The 21,080-nt window shown below is 52.0% G+C and carries 16 protein-coding genes; 9 read left to right on the top strand and 7 right to left on the bottom strand.

What is annotated here, in order from left to right; all coding sequences use genetic code 11:
• Positions 1–8: 8 nt before the first annotated feature.
• Positions 9–1,202 (bottom strand): glycine C-acetyltransferase, encoded by a 1,194-nt coding sequence (locus tag IE073_RS02910; protein ID WP_189583745.1) that lies wholly within the window; start codon positions 1,200–1,202, stop codon positions 9–11.
• Between the two features lie 99 nt (positions 1,203–1,301).
• Between IE073_RS02910 and IE073_RS02915 the strand changes: the two genes are divergently transcribed.
• The gene (locus IE073_RS02915; protein WP_189581042.1) at positions 1,302–1,904 is read left to right on the top strand and encodes a uracil-DNA glycosylase family protein; all 603 of its coding nucleotides are present in this window, start codon (positions 1,302–1,304) and stop codon (positions 1,902–1,904) included.
• Here the strand turns inward: IE073_RS02915 and pbpC are convergent.
• Together pbpC and IE073_RS02925 are read right to left on the bottom strand one after the other, a co-directional pair.
• Positions 1,872–3,917 carry a penicillin-binding protein 1C gene (gene pbpC, locus IE073_RS02920; RefSeq protein ID WP_189581044.1) on the bottom strand — a complete coding sequence of 682 codons (2,046 nt, stop codon included), beginning with the start codon at positions 3,915–3,917 and terminating at the stop codon, positions 1,872–1,874. The genes IE073_RS02915 and pbpC overlap by 33 nt on opposite strands.
• A 5-nt stretch (positions 3,918–3,922) precedes the next feature.
• Positions 3,923–8,839: an alpha-2-macroglobulin family protein gene (locus IE073_RS02925; RefSeq protein ID WP_189581046.1), complete on the bottom strand. Its 4,917-nt coding sequence runs from the start codon at positions 8,837–8,839 to the stop codon at positions 3,923–3,925.
• Positions 8,840–9,088: 249 nt separating this feature from the next.
• On the opposite strand from IE073_RS02925, the gene IE073_RS02930 reads away from it, so the two are divergent.
• Entirely contained in the window at positions 9,089–9,964 is an 876-nt protein-coding gene (locus tag IE073_RS02930; RefSeq protein WP_189581048.1) for a hypothetical protein, read from the top strand.
• A 95-nt stretch (positions 9,965–10,059) separates the two neighbouring features.
• On the opposite strand, the gene IE073_RS02935 is transcribed toward IE073_RS02930, so the two are convergent.
• Positions 10,060–10,428, bottom strand: a complete 369-nt coding sequence (locus tag IE073_RS02935; protein ID WP_189581050.1) for an Hpt domain-containing protein — start codon at positions 10,426–10,428, stop codon at positions 10,060–10,062.
• A gap of 43 nt (positions 10,429–10,471) precedes the next feature.
• On the opposite strand from IE073_RS02935, the gene IE073_RS02940 reads away from it, so the two are divergent.
• From IE073_RS02940 to IE073_RS02970, 7 genes are all read left to right on the top strand, one after another.
• Entirely contained in the window at positions 10,472–11,638 is a 1,167-nt protein-coding gene (locus IE073_RS02940) for a CPBP family intramembrane glutamic endopeptidase (RefSeq protein ID WP_189581052.1), read from the top strand.
• A 334-nt stretch (positions 11,639–11,972) separates the two neighbouring features.
• Positions 11,973–14,042: a coiled-coil domain-containing protein gene (locus IE073_RS02945; protein WP_189581054.1), complete on the top strand. Its 2,070-nt coding sequence runs from the start codon at positions 11,973–11,975 to the stop codon at positions 14,040–14,042.
• Between the two features lie 60 nt (positions 14,043–14,102).
• Positions 14,103–15,146, top strand: a complete 1,044-nt coding sequence (locus tag IE073_RS02950; RefSeq protein ID WP_189581056.1) for an RluA family pseudouridine synthase — start codon at positions 14,103–14,105, stop codon at positions 15,144–15,146.
• Positions 15,147–15,292: 146 nt separating this feature from the next.
• Positions 15,293–16,180 (top strand): RNA polymerase sigma factor RpoH, encoded by an 888-nt coding sequence (gene rpoH / locus IE073_RS02955; protein WP_189583747.1) that lies wholly within the window; start codon positions 15,293–15,295, stop codon positions 16,178–16,180.
• Between the two features lie 58 nt (positions 16,181–16,238).
• Positions 16,239–16,691, top strand: a complete 453-nt coding sequence (locus IE073_RS02960; protein WP_189581060.1) for a hemerythrin domain-containing protein — start codon at positions 16,239–16,241, stop codon at positions 16,689–16,691.
• Between the two features lie 214 nt (positions 16,692–16,905).
• Entirely contained in the window at positions 16,906–17,742 is an 837-nt protein-coding gene (locus IE073_RS02965; RefSeq protein ID WP_189581062.1) for a COG1470 family protein, read from the top strand.
• The gene (locus IE073_RS02970) at positions 17,729–18,574 is read left to right on the top strand and encodes a hypothetical protein (RefSeq protein ID WP_233349765.1); all 846 of its coding nucleotides are present in this window, start codon (positions 17,729–17,731) and stop codon (positions 18,572–18,574) included. Before IE073_RS02965 ends, IE073_RS02970 begins: the two co-directional genes overlap by 14 nt.
• 400 nt (positions 18,575–18,974) lie before the next feature.
• Here IE073_RS02970 and IE073_RS02975 read toward each other — a convergent pair whose 3' ends face one another.
• From IE073_RS02975 to IE073_RS02985, 3 genes are read right to left on the bottom strand one after another with little or no spacing between them, the layout of a single operon-like run.
• Positions 18,975–19,364 (bottom strand): HesB/IscA family protein, encoded by a 390-nt coding sequence (locus tag IE073_RS02975; protein ID WP_189581068.1) that lies wholly within the window; start codon positions 19,362–19,364, stop codon positions 18,975–18,977.
• The gene (locus IE073_RS02980) at positions 19,361–19,825 is read right to left on the bottom strand and encodes an SUF system Fe-S cluster assembly protein (RefSeq protein ID WP_233349766.1); all 465 of its coding nucleotides are present in this window, start codon (positions 19,823–19,825) and stop codon (positions 19,361–19,363) included. The genes IE073_RS02975 and IE073_RS02980 overlap by 4 nt, the downstream gene beginning before the upstream one ends.
• A gap of 36 nt (positions 19,826–19,861) precedes the next feature.
• On the bottom strand, positions 19,862–21,079 hold the full coding sequence (locus tag IE073_RS02985) for a cysteine desulfurase (RefSeq protein ID WP_189581075.1): 1,218 nt from the start codon (positions 21,077–21,079) through the stop codon (positions 19,862–19,864).
• Position 21,080: the final 1 nt, after the last annotated feature.

The following is a 21,080-nucleotide window of genomic DNA, read 5'->3' on the forward strand; positions in this document are numbered from 1 at the left end:
CATCTGTGTCATGAAATCACTCCCAACTCGCGACCGACTTTGGTGAAGGCGGCAATGGCGGTTTTAATATGTTCAGATGTATGGGCGGCGCTCATTTGAGTCCGAATCCGCGCTTGGCCTTTGGGGACGACGGGGAAAAAGAACCCGATGACATAAATGCCCTCGTCCATAAGTTTCGTGGCCATCTCCTGCGCCAACTTTGCATCGCCCAGCATGACAGGAATAATAGAGTGATCCCCAGGTTTTAGCGTGAAACCAGCGGCTTCCATCCCAGTTCGGAATTGTTTGGCATTGGCTTGGATTTGGCGACGCAGGTCATCGCCAGCCTTGGCAAGTTCAATCGCCTTTAAGCTCGCGCCCACGATGGGCGGAGCGAGACTGTTTGAAAATAGATACGGCCGCGAACGTTGACGCAATAGGTCCACAACGGGTTTCCGAGCGCAGGTGAAGCCACCCATCGCGCCGCCAAGGGCTTTCCCCAAAGTCCCTGTTAGAATATCGACCCGCCCTTCAACACCGCAATGTTCGGGCGAACCGCGACCGCCCGCGCCTACAAACCCCGTCGCGTGACAGTCATCGACCATCAGCAGGGCGTCATATTTGTCTTTAAGGTCACAAATACCCGCCAGGTTCGCGATCGTGCCATCCATGGAAAATACGCCATCTGTGGCAATCATAATGCGCCGCGCCCCCGCAGTTTTCGCGTCTTTCAGCTTCGCTTCAAGGTCAGCCATATCGTTATTGGCATAACGAAAACGCTTGGCTTTGCACAGACGGATTCCGTCAATGATGGAAGCATGGTTCAACGCGTCGGAAATGATTGCGTCCTCAGGCCCCAATAAGGGTTCAAACACGCCGCCATTGGCATCAAAGCAAGCCGCGTAGAGAATGCTGTCTTCAAAACCGAGCCAATTTGCGAGCGCCATTTCTAACTCACGATGTTGGCCCTGCGTCCCGCAAATGAACCGAACCGAAGCCATGCCGAACCCATATTTATCTAGGGCTGTTTTGGCCGCCGACACAAGTTCTGGACTATCAGCTAAGCCGAGGTAATTGTTTGCACAGAAATTCAAAACAATTTGCCCATCGACATCGATAGTTGCGTCTTGTTCGCCGGAGATCAGGCGTTCAGTCTTATACAGTCCCTCATTTCGAATTTCGTCGAGGGTATCTGCAATCTCATTGTAAAAGTCATTGGACATTGTGTTCTCCGTGCGTCTTCTTACGTCATGCAGGTTCGCTTGCGAAACGTCTTTCGCTATAAATTCATCAACGCGCATTGAAAACCCGAAGTCTTCCCCATGTCCGATATAAATTGCCAATTAAAGCCCCTCTTATCGAACATTCGTGGCTGTCAGGTTTGCGCAAGCGCCACGCCGCCCTTACCCGTAAACCCAAATCCCATTCTCCAAGCCAGCGCACAGTCGAAAATAAGGATCATCGGGCAAGCCCCCGGCACCCTAGCGCACGCCAGTTCCCAACCCTTTACCGATCCTTCAGGCGTGCGATTGCGTGAGTGGTTGGGCGTGGATGAGCCAACATTTTATGATGCCGATAAATTCGCCATAACACCGATGGGGTTTTGTTTCCCTGGGCAGGATAACAAAGGTGGCGATTTGCCACCAAGACCGGAATGCGCTCCGCTTTGGCAGGAACAATTGGATCAGGCGCTTCCGAATGTTCAATTGACCTTGGTCGTGGGAATGTATGCGGTCAAATGGCATTTAGGTCATCACGGTTACCGTAACCTGACTGACACAGTTCGACATTGGAGGGATTTGGGGCCGTCTATCATGCCGCTTCCGCACCCGAGTTGGCGGAATAATGGATGGATCAAACGGCATGACTGGTTCGCCGAAGAATTGATCGCGTTAAAGGCCCGGGTGGCGAGTATCTTGCAATGAAACGACACGGAACCTGCCCTCAGATTTTCGTCCAACCTCGTCAATAACAGTAAGGTCGTAAAAACCCGGAGACGTTGGTTTAAACCGATATCCGTTTCGCCCTTTTCTTATGGGCTCCGCGTCGACATAGAGCCGCACGTCGCTGCCCTCGGCTTGAACCAAAAGGTCAATGCCTTCAGAGGCTTCGCCAAAGGCGTTCATCGCAATTTCGGTATCGTTCATTGGAAACAGGATGACGGGCGCGATTTCCTCTGGGGACTTCAACCGCTCGGCCGTTTTTTGGGAGCGGTGCAGTGCAGGCGCTCTGTCATCACGGGCCAGACTATCGGCAATTTGAAACAAGAGCGGCGCTGCGGCTTCTCGACCTGTCACACCGGGTCGCGGGCCGCCATCGGGGCGCCCCATCCAAACGACAATGACATAGTCGCCACTGATCCCTGCGGCCCAGCTGTCTCGGAACCCGTAAGAGGTCCCGGTTTTATAGGCGACGTCAGGTGCATGCTTATTCAAATGCGCAGGCATCACGCCAGTGGGTCTGGGCGCCGCTGACATGACGCGGCGTAGTGACCGTGCTGTATCAGCTTGAAGCAATTCAAATCCGTGATCTTCGGGAGTATCAGTTTGCGTCCATTTCAAAGGCGCCGCAATGCCGTCATTGGCGATAGCCGTGTAAAGCATGGCAAGATCAGTGGCACGCAAACCTGTGCCACCCAATGCTAGCGACAACCCAGCCTCATTCCCGTCCTCATTCGGCCCAGATTGAGACGGCGACGCCCCCGCCGCCCGCAAGGCCGAATCTAACCGTCTTCCCCCAACATGGTCCAATACGCCTACCGCAGGAATGTTTAGACTGTGCTGAAGCGCCTGCGCCATGGTGACATCCCCATAGTAACGGCGATCAAAATTTTCGGGGCGATAGCTACCAAAGCGGCTGGGCGCGTCGCGTAAACGCGTTTGCGTCCCGATCAAACCGTCATCCATGCCCAGACCATAGACGAAGGGCTTTAAAGTCGAACCAGGCGAGCGGATGGCGGCTGTCATATCCAGCCACCCCCCGTCATGATCGCGTCGCCCGATCGCGGCATGAGCCCTGACTTCGCGAGTCGGCGCGTGAACAAGGATCGCGGACGCATTCACTGCGTAGGGCAAACGATCCACCGCAAGCGAAAGCTGATTCTGAAGTCGTCGCTGCAATCGTGGGTCCAACCAAGATTTGGTCAGATCGCCGGACCTTGCCAGTTTCTGGGCGGTCAGCCACGCTTGATCAGGTTGGCGACTCTTTTCAAGCGGAACAGGGGCCGTATTTGCATTGGAAAACTCGCGAAGTGTAATGAGGTCAGCTGCCAATAATCGTTTGAGAATACGTTCTCGCCCGACCTTTGCCGCTTGTGCGTTTCGGTCTGGGCGACGGGCTTCAGGCGCTTGGGGCAAAGCGATCAGCAAAGCGATCTCATCCGTGGACAGATAGCGCGGAGATTTACCGAAATAAATCTGGCTGGCCGCATCAATGCCTTCAATATTCCCGCCGTAACTCACACGGGTCAGATATTGCTCTAAAATTTCTCGTTTCGAAAAATGGAGTTCAAACCGAAGCGCTTCAAAGCTTTCAATAACCTTAGACCGCAATGTGCGGGGTCTAGGTTTATATTGTCGAACCAACTGCATGGTCAGGGTAGATGCGCCTGACGACGCTACACCGCTTTTCTGCCATGTCCGCAATGCACGTAGGATCGCCGCCCCGTCGACACCCGCGTGGCTGTAATATCGGCGATCTTCTATTTCTATCAAAGCCTCAACGAAAGCAGGATCAATATTGTCCAGATCAGCCTGAACCCGCCATGTGCCATTTTCAACCGTGCGGACATTTAACCGCGCCCCATGCCGATCGGTCAAAATGGGTGAGGTCGCACGCAACTGAGCTTGTGACACAGGCGCTTGCGCAAACCAGAGCCCGAAAGCAGCTGTGGCAGCGAGAGTGGCAAACCCCAATCGACGACGAACGGTGGAACGCATCGCCTTTACAGGGCCCCGCTATCCGTAATGTCTAGCTGACCATACTCCGAGGTACCGACGCGTGCGGGACGATACATGTCTTCAACCACAGCACCAGGGAAAGCAAAGGATCCCGTTGTCACGGCTCGCACCACATAGGCCGCACGGAATGTGCTGCCTTCGCGATCATAGCGTGTGCGTCGGTCAGATGCGATGAACCTGTCATCACGAGCTTCTTGCATGTCAAAATCCGATAACTCACCGAGGAAGGCAAAGGCGCCTTCCTTGCCTGCATCTGATGGGCTCAGCAGGGTTTCGATTTCCAGTCCCGCAGGTAAAAGGTCGGCAATGACGACCATGCTGTCGGCGGTGAACTTTGACTTGGCCGTCACAAGAACGATCGCGCGATCTCCCTTCTTCAAGCCTGACGGACTAATCTCCGTGCCCTTTGGCGTATAGAGTGTTTTCGTGACGGCAAACCCAGCCGAGACAGTTTCCGTGGCCGTTTCAGGGGTTGAGGTTATATCAAGCGTCACGAAAGCTTTCGCGTCACCTGTATTTTTAACAGAGGGCGACCGAACAAGATCGGTTCCCAAAAAGCTTGTGGCTTTGTTTTCTAGCGTCAGATTTTTAGTTTCCACCTTAACTTCGCCGGAGTTCGCATTGAGCTTCGACATCGCACGCACAATGTAGCTTTTCTCTTGTGTGGAAGTTTTGGTCGGATCTAAATCAATCAATCCAAGCAGGACCTTTTCGGTAATTTCGTCATCTAAGCTCGAACCGCCAATCGCCAATAGTGCGGCGGCGTCGCGTTCTGCCGAACTGTAGTAATTATAGCTGTCCTGCTCGCCCAGTGCCGCATAGGCGCGCGCAAACATTTTATCCGCACGGGCTTCATCTCCAATTCGCTCCAAGGCCGCGCCCAGATACGACATTGCCAGCGGGTCTGTCAGCTTATCTCCAAAGGCCTTGTCCAAATATCGGATGCCTGACGCATCGGCTTCGCCAGCAAGTGCCATGACATAATGCGCATAGGCGGCGCGTTCTGCACGTTGTCGCTCCCCGTCCTTGCGGGATTCTGTATTCGGAAAGTCCAGATTTAGAGAGGAATAATCTTCCATGCGAGACAACATCTTAGCCGCGTTAATCGCAGATGTCAGACTGCTAGACGCGACGTCATATCCCTCGCGATCCGCTTCAACCAAAAACTCCGAAACATAAAGCTGAAGCCAAGGTGATAAATTCCCGTCGCCTTGCCGCCACAAGCCAAATTCACCGGTGACGTCTTGTCGCGAGGCCACTTTCGCAATAGCAGCTTGGATGCGGTCGCGTAGTTCACGTTCTGATGTGTCCTTAAAGCCGCCAAGAGATTTTACGAAGAGTAAGGGCATCGCCTTGCTCACAGTTTGCTCGGTACAACCATAAGGATACCGATTTAGAGCGGCGAGATAAGGTTTCACAGATAGGCCCGGTAGCCGAGACACGCTAAGCTCTAGATCAGCACCTGCGACGCTATAGCCATCTAAAATATCAGATGTCAGCGTATAGGTTTCACCCGGATCAATCCCCCTAATGAGACGCCGCGTGATCGGACGGTAAGGAGACCGAACCTCAATTGGGTAGGTTGACTGAATGCTGTAATTCTTTGGCCCTGAAATGTCTGACGTCAGGCTATAGATTCCGACATCTTCCGCGCTCAAGTTAATGCCGGTTTGATCCCGCGTTCCGGGTGTTAAATCAAACACGGTCTGCTTTGGACTTAATAGCCCCTCACCAGACACTATGGTCCGATATGCGCCACCCTCACCGTCAATATTATCCAAAGACAATGTCGCGACCGCCTTATCTCCCGGTGCGAGAAAGCGGGGTAAAGCTAGATTGGCTGGAACAGCATCTCGAACTTTGATCGGCGTAGACGCGCTCCCGATCGCGGACTTTGTCCAAGCTGTCGCCATTATCCGCAACTCGCCATTGAAGTCGGGTAGATCAAGCGAGATCACAGCCTTGCCGTCTTTCACCAAAACAGGTCCCTCATAGAGCGCAACAGTCTTGGTCGGCACGACGGATAGGCCTGCGCCTCCAATACTGTCGCCACCACTGCGCGTCGGACCATTGGCGAGGAATGGATTGAGAATACGGCTATAGTCGTCACGAATGTCCAGCGTGAATGCCTTCTTTGCGAAGAAGGCCGCGGGTGCATCGGGTGACTGGAATTTGGTTAGGGCCAAAATCCCTTCGTCGACAGCCGCCAAACTGATCCAGGCCGTTTCTTGGGCGGACGCGCCCGAGAGCTCAATTGGGATTTGCAAATTCGTGCGAGGCGATACGCGATCTGGGGTATTGATTGCCAGTTCCAGTGTTTGTGGGCCGCGGTCCAGCGCGATGTGGGTCAACCCGACTGCGCGTTTCACGCCATCTCGCTTTGCCGAATCCAACGGCGTATATAGCGTCACCATCGCATAAACATCGTGGCCCCATGACGGATCATAGGGAATGCGCACTGAGGAGGCACCTTGGGGGACATCAATGGTCCGAATGGAGCGCACAGTATAATCTGCAATTACGATGTCACCGCGACCTGCATAAGGCGCATTCAGGTTAAGCGTGACCGCGCCACCCGGTTTTGTCGGAAGGTCCGTTGCGCCGACCAAAATGCGGTCAGGGGCGTCTGAATCACTGTCACCCCAATTGGACCAGCCGACGCCAAATCTATAGGAAGCGGTGTCTCCCGCTTCCGTTTTCACATCGAGACGATAGCGACCCCAGTTCAGGGATTTCGACCAAACGGCGGGTGCAGCGGCCGTGATGTCAATCTCACCCTGATCAATGAAGATATCCGTAGTCCGGACACGATATTGCCAGCGATTGCGATAGCGATACCAATTATAGTCACGATCTTCCTCATTAAGCGTCCATGACACCTTTGCGCCTCGGCGCTCACCGCTGGCGGCCAATGCGACCAGATCGATTTTCGCGGGCTTGTTGCGTTCTGCACGCTCACCAAATTGGGACTTGAACCCGATGTAGGTTTCTTGCCCTCTGACGGGAATGAATAGGTTCTCCCGTACATAACGACCACCTGGTTCCGAAACGCCAGCAATGAAGGATGCCCGCAGCGGGTGAGAGGACTTCGCCTCCTCTTCACTCAACCTCAATTGGACGAGAGCCGTACCGTCTTCGCCTGTTGCGGGGACTTTGACATCAATCATACGCTCGCGAAAATCTTCACTCACGTCGCCAAAACTATAAGCTTTAAATTGACCAAACGGATTTGGGTCTCTTTGTAAACGGACCTCGGCTTCGGTTTCTAAATTAGACCCAGGCGCGCCATAGTAGAATTGTGCATCAAGGGTGATATCACGTGTTTCTTCCGCACGAAGAACGGGCTGCTTTTCGGGTTTCAAGGTGAGCTTCAAACGTTGGGGAACAAAGTCTTCCACTGAAACCGTTTTGAAAATACGCGCATCTGTGCCTTCTACTGCCAATTCGATGGTCCACATTCCCCGGGCCGCTTGAGCTGGGATTGTTAGATCGGTGACATAACCGCCCGCATCTTCATCTTTCAACACGCGGGATAATTCTGCTGACCCATCAGGACGGGTGAGCGTGAGAGCCAAGACACGGTCTTCGATAGCGCGCGCATCGCCGTCCCGTAGGAGCGTTGTCAGACGAATGGTTTGTCCAGGGCGGTAAATGCCGCGATCTGTGAAGGCGTAGAGATCGAAAGGTCCCGTGATTTCTCGGCCCTGCACGTCCATAGCAGAAAGATCGAGGGGCGCGCGAGAGAGGTCCAATACCGCGTAATCGCCATCATCCCCATATGCCATAATCATGCGAGGTTTCAGCGGACCAGTTCCCGACAGGATTGCATTGTCGAAAACGGCACGGCCTTGGCTGTCTGTAATGACTTCTGCGAGTTGCTCATTATTACTCGCAACTAGGTCAAGCCGCACGCCAGCTTTTAGTCGGGCTGCTTTAATAGACCGAACAGCGACGTGCAGAGCATCCGACCCGCGGTAACTGGACAGTGCGAGATCTGTCGAGATGAGCCAGCGTATGGCTTTGGCCCTTCGGTATTCAGGCTCACCCTCAACAATATGCTCAGCAATCAGAATATAGGCGCCCGGCCCTTTTCCCGAAATTTTGTCTTGCAAGTCGAAAGGCGTTTCAACAATCGCGTTTTTGTTTTCCGTCACATCGATCTCGTCGGACCAGACTTCGACACGACGGGAGCTGGCTTCATAAGTGCTGACATAGTCCTCGGCGGTTCCACTCTCACCCGCATCTGGCGAATGTTGTGATAAAATCCGATCATTGACCCGGAATAGCGTCAAAGCTAGGCGATCTACATTGACGGTTTTAAGTACAACTCGCGCGCCTTTTGTTTCTGGCAAGATGATCCCCTCACCCGCGAACCCAACAAATGATGGCTTGTCTTCAAAGGTGAAGCTAAGTTTTCGGGTCGTCTTGAGTATTGTCTCTTCGTCAGACGTGAGGCCTTTCAAGACATCAATGGAATAACTTTGCCCATAGTCTAGGCCCAGAATACAAATGCGGGAATCTTGTCCATCCAGAGAGAACTGCACATCAGGGTAAACTCTGAAAAAGGGTTTCAACTCGGATTCGTTTACCCGCGAGAAATTCGCGTCGAAAGACAAGCACGCACGCATGTCCCCATTCTGTTCTTGAGAGTCGATAGATAAAAAGCGAAGCGCCTTTGGCAACGGGTCTCGCACCGCATCTGTCGCGTCTGCAACATCTGCAGGTTCTACATCACCTGTCTGTGCCTTTGCGGAAATGGCGTCGTCAATGACAGCTTCGAGCGTTGCAGGTGACTGCGGCTCAACTTGATTGTCACCTTCAGGAAAGAAATGAAATCCCGCCACGCCCGCTGCAAGAAACAAAACGACGCCTACAAAGGCCTTGATGACTGAATGTTGCATTACGAACCCCGAACCGCTGTCTTGATAGCTTCTGGGGTATATATGATTCGTGTCGAGATTGGGGCTTATCTTGGACCTTCTGACGCTTGTTCTGCGGCCAAGCTGAGTCCATTGGCCGGTTATAAGTTCTTTTTTAACCGTGAATTTTCAAATTTGGTTGACCGTGTTCCCTTACTTGATCGAAAGATAGGTCGTTTATTCCAATGTCAACCGGGAGGATGATCCGGCTCAACTTTGGGAACTATTTAAATGTCTATCAAAAAAATTGCTCTTGCGGGCGGTGTCGCCGCTTCGCTGATGGCTGGAACGGCTTATGCGTCCGTTATCGACCGTCCTTTCTTTCAAGTCCTCGGCGTCGTCGTCGTATGGGGCGCAGATGATGCGGCAACTGCTGCACCTGTCGTCTCCGACTTTGTGTTGCTCACCCCTGCTTCAGGCAGTGCGGGTGCTGACCTTATCGGTGGTCAAAACGTAAATACTGTTATCACAGGGTCCTTGACACCTGTTGATGGCACAGGCCCAGCCGCTTCCGGTACGGCAACGAACCCTGTAACTGGCGCGACTAGCGGTGGCGCATTGACTGACGCAGCTGGCGTTGGCGCAGGTATTCTGGACGCCTCTGATTCCTTGTCAGCTTTCGGCATCGACGGAAGCACTGACGTTTCAGGTCTCACGTCTTCACACACAAGCAGCTTCTTTGTGGCTTCAAACGCGGCCTTCGACATTAATGCTGTTGCTGGTGGTCTTGCTAAAACTGGTGACTTTGCCGCAGATACTGACATTGGCCTTGAAGACATTTCTTTGAAAATGAGCTTTGACACAACAGGTGTTGCAAACACTGTTGGTGGCCTTACTTATGGCGCAAATTCACAAGATCCAGGCGCATTTGTCGGTGGTGTTGAAACTGCAACAGGTACTGATCTTTCCGTTGTTGCCGCTGCAGGTGCAACTGGTCTGAAAGTCTTTGACGGAACGCAGCGCACTGCCGCGACACCAGGTTCATTGGCTGATCAGTCTGTTCGTTTCGACAACGTTTATGACTTCGGTGGAGCCAGCGGCTACGATCTCTCCATGGGTTCGGGTACAATTTCCGCTCAGGTCACCTACACGATCTTCGTCCCATAGGCGAAAACTAAACGAGCGTATTCACGCACGCTTTGTTTCCAGGATTGGCCGCTCCCTCGGGAGTGGCCTTTTCTCTGCGCGTTACTCGAATGCGATTATTGGGATTTCAATCGACGCATGTCGTCCTTATATTCCCATCGCGCGATCTCGTCCAAAACTTGCGAGATCCGATGTTCTAGCTTCTCGACGGCGACTTCGCGTGCGCCCGGGCGTCGGTCATCGCCAATAAGAGTTTCTGCGCCCTCACACAAATTCGCGAGTTCCATCGCACCGACAGCACGAGCTGAGCCTTTCAGGGAATGTGCGACGCTGGACCAAACCTCGTCATCAGAATCGGCGCGCAAGCCTCGACCCCACATTTCAACTTGATTTCGGAATAGTCCAAAAACTTCGCGTGTCAGATCGGCATCGCCGCCGACATAACGATTGAGGTGATCAAAATCTATTTCAGGTGAATCAGTCATGGTTTGCGATACTAGACATCCCACGCGCATATGTTAGCGCTTTATGATGGATTATTTTGAGCAAACAAAACACGGACAATCCCATTGGTGGTCATGGATCGCGGTTTCGTGGTTAGCTTTTGTCGGATGGCTTGTCTTGCAAACCATCTTACTTATGCCGCTACCGATCATCGCAAATTTTACAACGCCACCCTTATTTGACAGTTTTATGGCAGCAGTCGCCAGCAATCCATCCTCTGAAGCGTCGTCACAACTTGGCACAATTTCAGTCTTGAGCGGCCTCGGTGCGACCGGCGGAATAATACTCTCTCTTATGGTGGCGGGATCGGCAAAGACGACGGCGCGCAATCTTTCGATTATTGGCATGTTGATTTGCGTCGTGACGTCTGTTCTTAGTTCTCAAGGGTCAGACAGCTCCGCGATCATGGATGTCGTCGGGCAAATCATGGGGGCATCACCTCTTGCCTTCGCCCTCTTCCTTTTAACCTTTCCAGCTGGCCTTATCGTGCTCTTTGTCTGTCAGAGAAAAGTACACAAACGGACCATCACGTCACTCCACACGGCGGCGAAGAAATTTAGAATTCCGCGCGTTGTCGAAGGATTTTTTCTGACTTGGGTTGTATTGGGCGCATTCTCTATCGCAGCGAACGCATTGGGTATTATTGAGGTGAAATACATCTTCGCGGGTGGAAAATTTTGGATATACGCGCTGGTCTCGCTTTTATTCATACCTTTTCAGGCCGCGGCCGAAGAAATCGTCTTTCGTGGATATTTCAATCAGGGTCTAACTCATGTGTTGAAAAACAAGTGGTTCGCGTTTTTTGTGACATCGGCCGCGTTTATGGCGCTACATCTCTCTAACCCCGAAGCTCTTGAGGGAGCAGCTTTGGGCACGCTGCCCATAGTGATGAGTGGGTATTTCTTTTTTGGTTTCGCGATGTGTTTAATCGTTTGGCTGGATGACGGTCTAGAGACAGCCATCGGCATCCATGCAGGCAACAACTGTTTCGCAGCCGTTATTATGAACTACGAAAATTCAGTTCTCCCGACACCCTCGGTGTTCCTGACCGGAACGGACCCGATCAAGGATTCATTATCGACAATATTGGTTCTGGCGACACTTGTCGCGACTATCTGGTGGCGTCGTGGCGGCCCAAAGCAGCGCGCCCGCGAGCGGTTAACCGACACACCATCCATTCTGGACGCATAGGGTTAGCAAACCAAGGTTCCGCATACCCAAGCCTGATGGCTTCGCGAACCAATGCCCGATCAATCGGTTCCCCAAATTGATCAAAAAGTGCCAATCGGCTTTCAGGTCTTATCAGTCCACCAGACAGCCACTGCCGCATTTCACGTTCAGAGACACGCCCAGCCGAGCGCGATTGTTGAGTTTTCATGTCTATTCCCAGCCCATTCACAACGCAGGGGTGGATGCGGTCTTCGCCACTTTCCCCTTGCGTAAGGCTCTGATAGTGCAAAGGATAAAATATCCTGTTAAGCGACCCCACTTTTTCGGCGACGTTGGAAACAGGGAGGGAATGAGCGTGTCAGATATTACCAAAAAGATTTTCTCGATTGAACCAGAAGGGGTTACGTCAAACCAAGAACCCAACGCGTCGGATATTATCCGTCCTATCAGCGTCTCCCCCAAGGGTGAGAAAGCCGTAGATCAGAAATCAGATATTCGTTCCGAAAAGGAGGCCGTCAAAACCGAGAAAGTTCCAGACTTCGTCACCCGCCAAGCGGTACACCCCTTGCAAACTCCTCCCTCTTCCTCGGCATACCCGCAAGTATCCGCTTCAGGAACCGGTTGGATCACCTGGACCTTAGTTGGGTTTTCGCTTCTATATGTGATTGGGGTCAACCTATTGCTTGTCCCGCCTTTGCTAAAGGAAAGCGGAACATTGTTTCAATATTCTGGCTTGGCAGTGTTGATCATGTTGCCCGTGATCCTTCTGCTTCTTTTGGGCACAGCGCTCAAGCGCCTCGTAAAGTTAAACGACGAAAGTCAAAACCTCGCGCGAGCGGCAGACCTGCTCGTCTCACCAGAGACCGAAGCGCTCGGCCGCACTCAAACTTTGGCTCGCGGTATTCAGGCGGAAATCTCAAAATTTAACGGACAGCTCAAAGATACGGTGACGGCTTTGCAAGGCGTACAAACTGCGGTTTCCCTAGAAAGGCAGGCACTAGATACGGCGGGACTGAAGCTGTCAGAACGTTCGGAAGACGTCGGACGGAGCCTCACCTTGCAACGCCAAGCCCTTGAAAGTATTTCGGGAACTTTCGATGCACACATGGGAACACTATCAGCCAAAATTGCCGAAACGAGTTCAGAGCTTCAGAACGTCTGTGTCGACGCAGAGTCCCGTTTAACCCAAGCGGGCGCGCGTTTATCCGAAGCCACCACCAATACTGAAACCCAAATCTCAAAGGGCACAGACCAAATTCAGGGCAAAATTTTAGAACTTGGAGATGTCAGTCGTAAGCTTGATGACTCCGGTGAAGCCCTCACCTCCGACCTGGGTTCATCGGCCCAACAACTTATCGCGCTCGAAGCGAAATTAGCCGAACGCATTACCGAACTCGACACCCTCAATTCAGGCACACAAACCAAAATAGGTGACCTGCAAGCGACGGTTCAGGAGGGCAATAAGTTGCTCAACGATCTGCAAGAGGCAGCCAATACGCGCGAAACAGAGCTGAAATCTCTATATGATCGGTTGTCAGCCCAGTTGAAGAAATCCGAGAATGACACGCTTTCCACCCAAGGCAACACAGCGCGAGTGGTAGAGGCGAACCTTGCGCAAATGCGGCGAGACTTTGGAAGCATGGAAACCGAACTGAAGTCGCTACAGATTAAAATCAACAGGCTTCGAGACTCTGCGGATGCGACGCTCCAATTCACCCAAGAACCCAGTTTTCTGCCCTCGCGCCTCAATCTGAAACCTTTAGATACCGATTTCCCACCTGTCGAACCGCCTCACATAAATACGGAACTTGCGCAGAAACCTGAAGAGATTGGCGAGACGCCTTTTAATCTTGGTATGGATTTAGAGATCGAGTCCCCCTTATCCGAAATCAGCAACTTCGAACCCGATGTCGTGACGCGGCCTGGTCAACCTTCTGCACCGAAAAAAGGGTTTGGCCGAAAATCTGAGAAGGAGACGAACGGATGGCGTTGGCGCGATATGTTAGGTGGCTTGGAACGCCCCGACCTTGAGATAGAACGGGTTTCAAGCCAACCGCTCTCACCGAAAAACATAGCCGATGTCGATTTACCGAGCGTCGATATTGTCAGTCTGTTGAGCACTATAAAATTATCCCCCTCTGCCTTTGTGGATGAAGGCATGGTCGTTGATGCAACCCAGGCCAGGATTAATAGTGGTGAAGCGGGCATTGCCGCAGCTGTTACGAAACAACTCCCCGATGCGGTCGCGCATCTCCGTCAGCATATTTTTTCTGATGAGCAGCTTGCAGAAGACGTGAAGCGTTTTCACAGTGCTTTTTCCAAAACCATTGGAAATACGCCGCCGTCGGCGCCGGCGTTGCGCGCAGCCTTAGGCTCTCCCGATGGCCGCGCCTACTTGCTCTGTACTGCCGCCTTGCTGGGGTGAACGCATCATCATCGGCCCAATGATGTTGCCCTGCCCTTCATCAATGCCTAAGGCCGCGCCATGAGTGATGAAATTGGAAAATGGGACGCGCGAACCGCTGAAATCGCCGATGGCGGTCAACGTTTGGACAAATGGCTTGCCACTTGGACGGGTCTATCTCGTTCTCGGATAAAAGACCTGGTCGAGACAGGGCACGTGCGCGCAGACGGTGACTTGCTTGGAAAAGTCACGGCCAAAGTCCGCGCTGATGTGGAATATGCGGTCCGTGTTCCACCGCCCGTGGACGACACACCATTACCCGAAAACATACCGCTGGATATCTTATTTGAAGATGACCATCTGATCGTGTTGAACAAACCAGCGGGCATGACGGTACACCCTGCCCCCGGTTCCAGAAGCGCGACATTGGTCAATGCCTTGCTTTTCCATTGCGCGGGAAGCCTGTCCGGCATTGGTGGGGTTATGCGTCCAGGTATCGTCCATCGTTTAGACAAAGACACATCTGGTGTCATGGTCGCGGCGAAATCTGATAAGGCCCATCAAGGCCTGTCCAAACAATTTGCAAAACATTCGATCGACCGCATTTATACTTGTCTTGTGCGCGGCATGCCAAAACCGCGTTCGGGCAGCATTGCCTCTCGCCTTGCGCGTTCACCTAATGATCGGAAAAAACAATCCGTTGTTCGCGGTACCTATGGCGATATTGATGCCTCGGAAGTTGGCCGACATGCGATCACGCATTATCGCTACGTCAAAGGGTTTGGCAGAGCGAAGCACACAAGCATTGGCACACCAAAGGTAAGCCAGTTGGATTGCCAGCTAGAGACGGGCCGGACGCATCAAATTCGTGTGCACCTTGCTCATATTGCCTGCCCCCTTTTGGGCGATCCCCTTTACGGCAAACAGCGCGCTTACGCTTTGTCTAATCATCCTGCAGAAGAAGCGGTGAGGATCGCCGTGGCGGCTTTTAAGCGTCAGGCTTTGCACGCGCGGCATCTTGGTTTCATACATCCCGTGACGAAAGAGCATATGAGTTTTGACGCTCCGCTTCCGCCGGACATGCAACATCTCTTAGATGTGCTGACTGACCTTCCCGTCACTTAGGCATTAAAAAGAATTCAGGGTCAGCAACCTTTTAAACCTGATATACGTACCCCATATGTACCCGCTTGGAGGAGCATTTACACATGGCTGAAACAAAAACACTAACAACGACCCCATCTGCGAGAGATGCGTCTTACTCAGGCAATATGAAATTGTCCCTGACGCTTTCGCCTGAGCAGGGTTTGAATGCCTATCTCCAAGAAATTCGAAAGTTCCCTATGCTCGAGAAAGACGAGGAGTTTCGTCTGGCCAAACGCTGGGTCGAAGATGGCGACACGGCAGCGGCAGAAAAGATGGTGACATCTCACCTGCGCCTCGTCGCAAAAATTGCCATGGGCTATCGTGGCTACGGCCTGCCAATTGGCGAAGTCATTTCAGAAGGCAATGTGGGTCTGATGCAGGCGGTTAAGAAATTTGATCCCGATAAGGGATTCCGCGTCTCGACCTATGCCATGTGGTGGATTCGCGCCGCTATTCAGGAATACGTCCTGCGTTCATGGTCCTTAGTAAAAATGGGCACGACTGCGGCTCAGAAAAAATTGTTTTTCAATCTTCGCCGCATGAAAGGCGAAATGAAGGCATTGGAAGACGGCGATCTGCGTCCAGAACACCTGACCAAGATTGCGACGGATCTTGGGGTAAAAGAATCCGAGGTCACGTCAATGAACCGGCGGATGTCAGGCGGTGGCGACAGCTCCCTGAACGTCACTATTGGCGGCGAAGATGGGTCCGCGCAATGGCAGGATTGGTTGACCGACGATTCTGAGTCACAGGAAGAACTTCTGGGTCAAAGCCAAGAACACGAAGCCCGCATGGATTTGTTGAAGGACGCCATGTCTGATCTCAATGAACGTGAGCAGGATATTATTTCTAAACGTCGGCTGGCCGAAAAGCCCATGACGTTAGAAGAACTTGCGAAAATTTACGGTGTCTCTCGGGAACGTATTCGACAGATCGAGGCACGCGCGTTTGAGAAACTTCAAGCGGCCATGATCGCCGCCGCTGCTAAAGGCCCGGGCCTAATCGAGGGCTAATCGGGAACTATATTTTCATAACGACGTTGTTCCTGAGACATTCACAGGGACATAGAAAATGGACATCTACACGCTTTTAGAAAAAGATCATGAGACTCAACGTCAGTTATGCGAGGATCTCAAACATACCCGGGGCGACTCCGAAAATCGCAACCGTCTTTGGAAAAAGCTCAGGATTGAGCTGGAAGCGCATGCGTCTGCAGAAGAACAATCGTTTTATTCCGAACTGATGAAGGACCCAGACGGCACTGACGAAACACGTCACGCAGTTGAGGAACATCAGCTCATGACAGAGATGATTGAGGTGTTAGACAATCTCGACATGGACGCCGACGTTTGGGCAGACAAATTTGACGAGCTAGCACATAAAGTAGTTCATCACGTCGATGAAGAAGAGGCAGAATTTTTCCCGAAAGCGAAAAAGCTGTTCTCGGAAGCGGAAGAAAAAGCGATGGGCGAAAAGTTCGCTGAGCGCAAACCAGCAGAAGTCAAAAAACAAAAAGCTAATTAAGGTCTGTCGAAACGACCTGATCTGAATGTCGTATATAATCCCGCTTTGGCGGGATTATTTGTTCTGAGCGAACACCTAATGATAAAAAGACCCTAATCCAAACTGAATATGAATGACGGAATCGTTATTCATATGGCATCTCAAAATTAACTGACCCGAAAGCCTTTTTTGACACCATATGGTCAGAATACCTCGGTTATTTTGGGATGATCATATGCTCCGTTCTCGCACTTTACTGGCTTTAGCCTGCAGCTCCGCATTATTACTGTCGGTTGCCTATGCCCCAATGGCGAAGGCCTTTGGCGTCGGTGTGCAGCCGTCCACAGTGGAGATGACAATCAAACCAGGCGATCAGCAACGCCAGATCGTTACAGTCGGCAATGTGCACAAGACTAAGACCATCAGCCTTACAATGGGTCTTGCAGATTGGACTTTGGACAAAGACGGCAAACTTATCCTCGATGCACCCGGTGACACCCGTCGTTCCGCGGCCGAATGGGTACGCTTTTCGCCTGCGGCCGTGACGCTGAAACCTGAAACTTCTCAGGATATTACAGTTGAGATCTCCGCTCCCTACAAGATTGGGGAAAAGGGTGACCACCGTTTTGCACTCCTTGCCACAACCATGTTGCCAGAACTTGATGAAAGAGGCGAAGTTTCGGGCGTTTGGAATCGATATCAGCTGGCGTCCTTATTCTACCTCACGCTCACGCCCTCAAAAAGCCTACCCAAGGTCACCAGTGTCGCCCTCAACGCGGCACAACCTGGCACTGTGACCATGCAAATCAAGAATGAAGGCGATGCGCATGCGCGTCTGCAAGGCACTGCGTTTTTGAAAGACAAAGAAGGTGAAATTGTTTCTGAAACACCGCTAAATGCTGTTGTTCTAGACGGAGGCACTCGGACTTATAATGTCACGATGAGCGATATGACAACGGTCGAAGCTGGCAATTACACCATTGATTTTGATCTCAGCAATACGTTCGTTCCGCAGAATAAATTCCGTGCGGCGGATGTCCCTGTCGACACATTGGATTATGTCGCGAACTAAGCACATATTTTTGGCGGGGGTCGCCCTCGCCTGCGTGGCATCCAACGCGCAAGCCAGTTTTTTGGATACTGATTTCTGGTGTCGGACCTATGGCTGTGCCGTCGTTCATGACGGTCAGAACTACGATATTTACGACAACTATCTATTCGCGAGCAATTCTTGCTGCGTGCCTGTTGGCGGGCAGATGATTGACTTCTACGTTCGTGCTGAAAACACGAATGTCACGGGACAAATTGGTGGTAATGGCGCCATCAACCCAAACGACGGTCAGGGCTTCATGTTCGGAATATCCCAAGATGGCGCCAATATTAGCCAATCGGCTTTCGATGATGGTGACGGATTTTTGGATGCGAGCGACAGCTTTGGCGCATTTTCGCTCAACCCAAATACCGATATATTACTAGATGGACCGGGACGATCTTATTCCCATAGCTTCTTCATAAGCTCACGGGGTACGCGATTTAGCCTCCGTGCTTTAGCGTCAATCAATAACGCGACGGGAGATTTCGCCAATACGCTTCAACTCGGTGACATCAAACTCACGCCCAGCGTATCGGAATCTGGCAATGATGGCGGGTTTCAATATGGATCTAGAGCCAACACGTCCAACATCCAAATCGTAAGCGGCGTTGACGATTTAGGTGATCTCACAGGTATCCCGACACAAATTATGAACTTTGGTCGTCGGCAAGGCATTCGTCAACGAAATGGCGATATTGATGAACAAACGATCCGCCTAGATTTCCTCTACGAAATGCCTGCTTATGATTTCAGTATGGGTACGGGTAGTTTGAACGTCGATGTCGCGTTTGATTTCTACCGCGAGGACTAAGGTCAGTCGAATGTGTCTGGTACAACTTTCTGCAAGTATGGCAGTATCATCTGATTTGTAAGAACTAGTCCCAAGTAGTTTAGCCCCAAAAATACGAGTAAACTCGCATCATAATCAATGCCCATTTGGTAAAAAGAGAATATCGCGAGCGCCACTGGGACTACTAATGAAACAGCGAAAAATTTCCAAACTAGCGCCGGATTCTTCCTGAAAACCTCCCGGCGTTGTTCCTTGTGCATTTGCAGTGTTGCCCCCTGACTAAGAATGAAGCGCGATCCAAATATGCTTACCCCAATCACCGTAAATAATGGCACCGTTCCAGTAATTCCTGAAAATACGAGCAGGAAGCAAACTCCCGCCATTACGCATTGAAAAACGCCAACTCTAAAATAGTCTTGTTTCACAGAACAGCTGGAACGATCGTCACGCTCTCGCCGCATCCGCACGCATCGGTTTGGTTCGGATTGGTGAAGGTGAAACGGCTGTGCAGCAGGGTTGTTTCGTAATCCACCACGGAACCCAAAAGAAACAAAACAGCTTTTGAGTCCACAACGATCTGCACGCCCTTATCCTCGACAACCTCGTCAAATTTTTCAGGCTCTGCCACATAATCCATGAGATATTCCATACCTGCGCAACCGCCATTGGTGACGCCCACGCGCAAGTAACCCTCACCACGCTCGTCCAATATCTCCCGCACACGGGCAGCCGCATCATCTGTTAGGGTGACAAGCTTGGGTCGTGGACGACGTGTTCGTGTGGTGGTTTTCGTTTCGGTGACTGGGGTCATAGCATGTTCAATTCAAGCCGAGCTTCGTCGCTCATGCGGTCAGGTGTCCATGGCGGATCGAATGTCATGTCGACTTTTACGCGACGGACGCCTGCCACAACTTCGCAGGCTTCTTGAACCCAAACAGGCATTTCGCCCGCAACAGGACAACCTGGCGCGGTGAGTGTCATCAGGACTTTTAACGTGCGATCGTCTTCCAATTCGACTTTATAAATCAGCCCTAACTCATAGATATCAGTCGGAATTTCTGGATCATAGACAGATTTCAGCTGCCCAACGACGTCGGTCGTGATCCGTTCGATTTCTTCCTCTGTCGGCGCTTCAATGGGAGCGCCAGAGACGTCTACAATATCGCGCGTAGCCTCGGCGGCGACGGGCTCCTTATGGCTTTCTAAGCCCGGAATCTGTGCGTTCGCCAAAGCTTCGGCTTGTCTTGCTCGATCTGTCATCGTGTTATCCATGGCTCTTATATAGTCCTTTTGCCCCGAGATTTAAAGCTAGGCGAGGAAACGTGCGGCTTTGCGCACAGCTTCCACAAAACGCTCGGCTTCATCCAGTGTGTTATAAATTCCGAAACTGGCTCGAGCCGTCGAGTGAATACCAAAGCGCGCCATTAGGGGTTGCGTACAATGTTGCCCTGCCCGAACGGCCACACCATATTTGTCCAGAATTTGCGCGAGGTCATGGGCGTGCGCGCCCTTTAGGTTAAACGACAATACAGGCCCTTTGTCGGCCGTTGTGCCGACGACTTGAATGGAGTTCATATCGGCCAGACCGTCTCTCGCGGCGTGATAGAGCGCCATTTCATGTTGACGAATATCTTCAGACGAAAACTGCCGCACCCAATCAATGGCTGCGCCTAGTCCAATCGCTTCCAAGATAGGCGGTGTGCCAGCTTCGAATTTATAGGGCGCGTCGTTATAGGTCACGCGGTCTTCGAACACATCTTCGATCATTTCGCCGCCGCCGTTGAAGGGCTGCATTTTATCGAGGGTTGCCGATGTCCCGTAGAGCGCGCCGATTGCGGTCGGCCCGTAGAGCTTATGCCCTGTCATACAATAGAGGTCGACGCCCAAGTCCTGAACATCAATATCCATATGGACAGCAGCCTGAGTGCCGTCGGAAATGAAGATAGCACCAGCCGCATGGGCCCACGTCGCCATATCTTTGATCGGGTTCACGGTTCCGAGAACATTGGACATATGAACGATAGAAACGATTTTCGTTTTCTCGCCCAGCATGGCTTTATAGGCACCAAGGTCGAGTGCGCCCTCGTCTGTGACGGGCACAAATTTGATTACGGCGCCATGACGCTCGCGCAGGAAATGCCAAGGGACAATGTTGGAATGATGCTCCATCTGCGTGATAATGATTTCGTCACCCGGTTCGATCATATGGGCCAGACCATAGGCGCAAAGGTTCAACGCCTCTGTCGCGCCTCGAGTGAAGACGATGTTTTTATCGGATGGCGCGCCGAGAAATGACGCGACTTTGCCGCGCGCCGCTTCAAACGCCTCTGTGGTCTCATTCGCCATTGTATGCAGGCCGCGATGTACATTGGCATAGGCCCGCTCTGTCTGGGACGTCATGGCATCCATGACCGCCGTCGGCTTCTGCGCCGAGGCTGCATTATCGAGATAAGTGAGCGGGTAGTCGTTGATTTCACGTGCAAGCACGGGGAATTGGCTACGGATTTGTTGAACGTCGAAGGTCATA

Source organism: Litorimonas cladophorae (genome assembly GCF_014652455.1).
Classification (GTDB): domain Bacteria; phylum Pseudomonadota; class Alphaproteobacteria; order Caulobacterales; family Maricaulaceae; genus Litorimonas; species Litorimonas cladophorae.